Origin of the sequence: Nostoc cf. edaphicum LEGE 07299 (genome assembly GCF_015207245.1) — a bacterium.
GTDB classification, from domain to species: Bacteria; Cyanobacteriota; Cyanobacteriia; order Cyanobacteriales; family Nostocaceae; genus Nostoc; species Nostoc edaphicum_B.
This window is the reverse complement of sequence record NZ_JADEXF010000329.1, coordinates 1-5,281: the sequence shown is the minus strand read 5'-3', so window position 1 is coordinate 5,281 and position 5,281 is coordinate 1. Positions and strand designations below refer to the sequence as shown.

General features: G+C 44.7%; 3 protein-coding genes. 2 read left to right on the top strand and 1 reads right to left on the bottom strand.

All coding sequences use genetic code 11. The annotated features are described in order from the left end of the window. Nucleotides 1–1,731, top strand: a 1,731-nt coding sequence (locus IQ229_RS11785) for a WD40 repeat domain-containing protein (RefSeq protein WP_265582975.1), incomplete at its 5' end; no start/stop codon positions are given. Between the two features lie 143 nt (nucleotides 1,732–1,874). Here IQ229_RS11785 and psbA read toward each other — a convergent pair. Next, on the bottom strand, nucleotides 1,875–2,957 hold the full coding sequence (gene psbA / locus IQ229_RS11780; RefSeq protein WP_194043902.1) for a photosystem II q(b) protein: 1,083 nt from the start codon (nucleotides 2,955–2,957) through the stop codon (nucleotides 1,875–1,877). A 1,230-nt stretch (nucleotides 2,958–4,187) separates the two neighbouring features. Here psbA and IQ229_RS11775 point away from each other — a divergent pair. Further along, the coding region (locus IQ229_RS11775) for an ABC exporter membrane fusion protein (protein WP_228013399.1) at nucleotides 4,188–5,281 on the top strand (1,094 nt) is incomplete at its 3' end.

The following is a 5,281-nucleotide window of genomic DNA, read 5'->3' as shown; positions in this document are numbered from 1 at the left end:
GGTTGGGTTCGCTCTATTGCTTTTAGTCCTGATGGTCAAACCTTGATCAGTAGCGGCCATGACCAAACGGTAAAACTATGGAATGTCACTACAGGTCAGTGCCTAAAGATTTTTCATGGACATAGAGGTGGGATATGGTCTGTTGCTTTCAGTCCTCAAGGTGAGATCCTGGCTAGTGTCAGTGAAGACAAAACTGGAAGATTATGGGATGTTAACACTGGTCAGTGTTCCCAAATTTTACAGGGACATAGAGGTTGGGTATTGTCTATTGCCTTTAGCCCAGATAGTCAAATTTTGGCTAGTGGCAGTGAAGACAAAACTATAAAAATGTGGGATAAAAATAGCGGTCAATGCTTGAAAACTCTACAGGGACATGAAGGTGCTGTTGCATGTGTTACTTTCAGTGCTGATGGTCAGACTTTAGCTAGCAGTGGCACAGAGGGAATTGTACGGCTCTGGAATGTCAACACTGGTCAGTTTATTAGAACTTTACAAGGAAACACTGTTTGGATGCACTGTATTTCTTTCAGTTTTGACAGTAAAGTTATAGGAGGTGTTAGTACAAACCGAACGATAAAGCTTTGGGACATCAGCACGGGTGAACACATTAGAACTTTGCAGGGACATAACGATGATATTCAGTGCTTATGTTTTAGCCCAGATGACCAAACTCTGATCAGCAGTGATGAAGGCCTTACCATAAAACTGTGGGACTTTAGAACTGGTCAGTGCTTAAAAACATTCCGAGGGTACAGTAGTGAGGTATGGTCTATCGCTTTTAGCCCTAAAGGTAAGATATTAGCCAGTGGTGATGCCAGCCAAATGGTGCAGATATGGGATGTCAGCACTGGTCAGTGTCTTAGAACCTTTAAGGCTTACAATAATTGGGGTTCGTCTGTTGTTGCCTTCAGCCCAGATGGTCGAACTCTAGCCAGTGGTTGTAGTGATCAAATGGTACGAATCTGGGATGTCAACACTGGCGAATGTCTAAGAATCTTGAAGGGCCATACTAGTTTGGTTCCATCTGTTGCCTTCAGCCCAGATGGCCAAACTCTAGCCAGTGGTAGTGTTGACCAAATGGTGCGAATTTGGGATGTCAACACTGGCGAATGTCTGAGAATTTTGTCAGGTCACGTCAATTTAATTTTTTCGGTGGCCTATAATCCAGATGGTAAAATGTTGGCCAGTACTGGTGGTGACGAAATGATAAGGCTGTGGGATGTTAGCACTGGTCAATGTCTTAAAGTTTTACAAGGACACACTAATTGGGTGCCTTCTGTTGCTTTCAGCCCTCAAGGTAAAATTCTGGCTAGTGGTAGTGTTGACCAAATGGTGCGGATATGGAATGTCAGCACTGATCAGTGTCTTAGAATCTTAAAGGGTCATACTGATTGGGTACGGTCTGTTGCCTTCAGTCCGGATGGTCAAACTCTAGCAAGTGGTAGTTCTGACAAAATGGTACGGGTTTGGGACGTTGGCACTGGTGAATGCCTTAGAGTATTACAAGGACATACAAGCTTGGTTTATTCAATTACCTTCACTGACTGTGGTCATTTCCTTATTAGTAGTAGCGAAGATCAAACAATACGATTTTGGGATATTAAGACGGGTGAGTGTCTCAAAATACTGATAAGTAAAAGGCCCTACGAGGATATGAATATCAGTAACGTGGTTGGTCTCACTGAAGCTCAGAAAGTTACATTAAAAGCACTAGGAGCAGATGAGTATTAACACTTTAGGCCAGTTTTTAGGATCATTCTCCGTTACTCATTGAATTGAAAAAGCGCTCCTTATAAGGAGCGCTTTTGGAGTTTATTAGCTAACTACTATGCCCGTTGCTTCAAGCAACAGATGAAACTTGGACTCTAGCAACCTTAACCTTGGATACTAGGAGCAGTTAGAGCAACAGGTGCAAACTCACCTGCAGCCAAGTCGAGAGGGAAATTGTGAGCGTTACGCTCGTGCATCACTTCCATACCTAGGTTGGCACGGTTAATAATGTCAGCCCAAGTACTGATTACATGACCTTGAGCATCAATCACTGACTGGTTGAAGTTAAAACCATTTAGGTTAAACGCCATCGTGCTAATACCTAGGGCCGTAAACCAGATACCAGTTACAGGCAGAGCAGCTAGAACAAAGTGCAGAGAACGCGAGTTGCTGAAGCTGACGTACTGCCAGAACAAGCGTCCCAGGTAGCCGTGAGCTGCGATAATGCTGTAAGTTTCTTGCTCCTGACCGAATTTATAGCCGTAATTAGCAGACTCAGTTTCGCTGGTTTCACGCACTAGGGAGGAGGTGACAAGAGAACCATGCATGGCAGAAACTAAAGCTCCACCAAACACACCAACAACTCCTAACTGATGAAACGGATGCATCAAGATGTTGTGTTCAGCTTGGAACACCAACATGAAGTTGAAAGTGCCACTGATGCCCAAAGGCATACCATCGGAGAATGAGCCTTGCCCGATAGGATAAATCAGGAAGACTGCGGTTGCAGACGCCAGAGGAGCGCTATAAGCTACACAAATCCAAGGGCGCATACCTAAGCGATAGGACAATTCCCACTGCCTTCCTAGATAGCAGAAGCAACCAATTAGGAAGTGGAAGATGACCAACTGGTATGGACCACCGTTGTACAGCCATTCATCTAAGGAAGCTGCTTCCCAGATGGGGTAAAAGTGCAAACCAATGGCGTTAGAAGAAGGTACAACCGCACCGGAGATAATATTGTTGCCATATAGTAAAGAGCCCGCAACCGGTTCGCGGATACCATCTATATCTACGGGGGGTGCTGCGATGAAGGCTATGATGAAGCAGGTAGTGGCGGCTAACAAAGTGGGAATCATCAGCACACCGAACCAACCAATATAAAGGCGGTTGTCAGTGCTAGTGATCCACTGGCAGAAACGCTCCCACAAATTAGCGCTTTCGCGTCTTTGAAGAGTAGTAGTCATGATTTAGATGATTGCAATGTACTGTTAATAATTTTGACAGTTAGGTTGTTAATGTTGTTTTTTAACAACCTCAATAATTAGACAATAATAAATTTTGTGTAATTTTTCAGTTGCTAACTAGTTATATCTTATAGTTACTAACTTTTAAAAGGTGTTATGCCATACCAATTCTTCTTAACGCTCTTCCATCACTCTCGGAAAACAAAAATCTCAACCAAAGACTGTAACTTTGATTGCATCAAGGCTTGAGGCTTGATTTTCACTCCATTAACTAAAATTTATAGCCCAAATGCGGAAAATAAAGCGCCAAAAGCCTTACAGCAATTGGTTTCTCCCAGAGTGATGAAAGAGGGTCAACATTGCACTTTATCTGATTCCCCGTAGTCCCCCCGCTTGCGAGCTACGGTGTACACACAAGTCGTGAAATTCCACCTGACATTTGGTTTCGTCCTCTAGCTTTAGGTTGTGCGATCGCTCTGAAAGCCGTCATTGCGAGGAGGAACGACGAAGCAATCGCAAAAGCTACGAGATTATGTGATTACTTCGCTCCGTTATCACTGCGCTCGGAATGACAAATTAAGGGGTCTATAACGCCTGAAACCCTTTCAGATATTACTTGTGTGTATACCGTAGGCTTGCGAGTGGGGGGCTGTGCATCTTTACAGAGAAACGATATCAAAGGATAAAGTTAAGAAAAGGATTACACGCTTTTTATAGCCAACAGGCTATAAATATTACTTTTTAATAACTTTTTAATAACTGACAAAGCTTAGCTAATGTTCTATATTGAATTGTGTTGCTTGTTAAAGTTAGCGAGCAACTTCAACCTAACAACCTACCAAAAGTAGTAAGTAGTTGTAAGGTTGTGGTCATTTTTTTATAATGCGTTTATTAAATTAGCGCTCTTAAAAGGAGCGCTTTTTGCTATTTGGCATTTGGTTGTATTGCAAAAATCGTGCTGTACGTTCGCTCATTTTCGCCTTGTGAGAGGTAATTATGTCTTACACAGCTTGGAATGTAACTGATAAAGAGATTCTTCTCTTTAAACATTCGCGCGTTTTCTCCATTGACAATTGGCTCTTTCCCTTCTTCCATCAGTCTCGGAAAAAATAACCAATTTTCGTCATTTCAGCCAACGAAAAATTAAGGTTTCACCCCAGAGTGGTGGAAGAGCGTTAGGCTTCTATTCTAATTGCATAATACTGCTCTGGAACTGTGAGGGACTGAAGGATGGACGGTGTAGATCAAAGGCTGGGATGGACAAAGCGTCTGTTGCCTAAAACGATGGGAGGACGAGTGGTGATCGCAGTCATAGGTGGTGTGATTGTGCTTGGAAGCTTGTCTGCCTATGGGTTATTCCGCTCCAGGATGGTGCAGTCAAATTCTCAAACGCCTCCGGTTGCGGCTCCGGTAGCCCAATTCGTTACGGCATTGGGACGATTGGAGCCGCAAGGCGAAGTGATTAAGCTGGCAGGGTCTTCGCAAGGAAGCCGCGTGGCGCAGTTATTCGTGAAACAAGGCGATCAGGTTCGGGCGGATCAAAAGATTGCGATTCTGGATTCACGCGATCGTTTACAAGCTGCGTTAGAGCAAGCCAAACGACAAGTCAGAATCGCTCAAACCAAGCTAGCGCAAGTAGAAGCCGGTGCAAAAGACGGTGAGATTAATGCGCAGAAAGCCACGATTATTCGCACTCAAGCTCAGTTGCGAGAGGATGTCCGAGCCAAGGATGCCACGGTTGCGCGACTCGAAGCCGAGGTTCGCAATGCTCAAACAGAGTATGATCGACACGAAAACTTGTATCGAGAAGGTGCTGTTTCTGCGTCATTACGAGACAACAAACGCTTGGCATTGGATGCAGCTGTGCAACAGTTAAACGAAGCCAAGGCAACGCGCGATCAATCGGCATCGACATTAACAGCTCAGGTGAATGAAGCGCAATCGACGCTTGAACGCATTGCAGAAGTGCGTCCCGTAGATATCGACGCAGCGCGGGCAGAAGTGGAAAGTGCGATTGTTGCCGTACAGCAAGCGCAAGCCGATTTAGATTTAGCATCAATCAAAGCGCCGCGCGATGGGCAGATTCTGAAAGTTCATACTTGGGCAGGTGAAGTTGTGAGCGAGGACGGCATTGTGGAGCTCGGTCAGACTGATCGTATGTATGCCATTGCCGAGGTTTACGAAAGCGATGTCAAACACGTAAAACTTGGACACACCGCCACGATTACGAGTCCTGCGTTTGATGGAGAAGTCAATGGAACGGTCTCAGATGTAGGGTTGCAAATCTACAAAAAGAATGTGCTGAACACGGATCCGACTGCCGC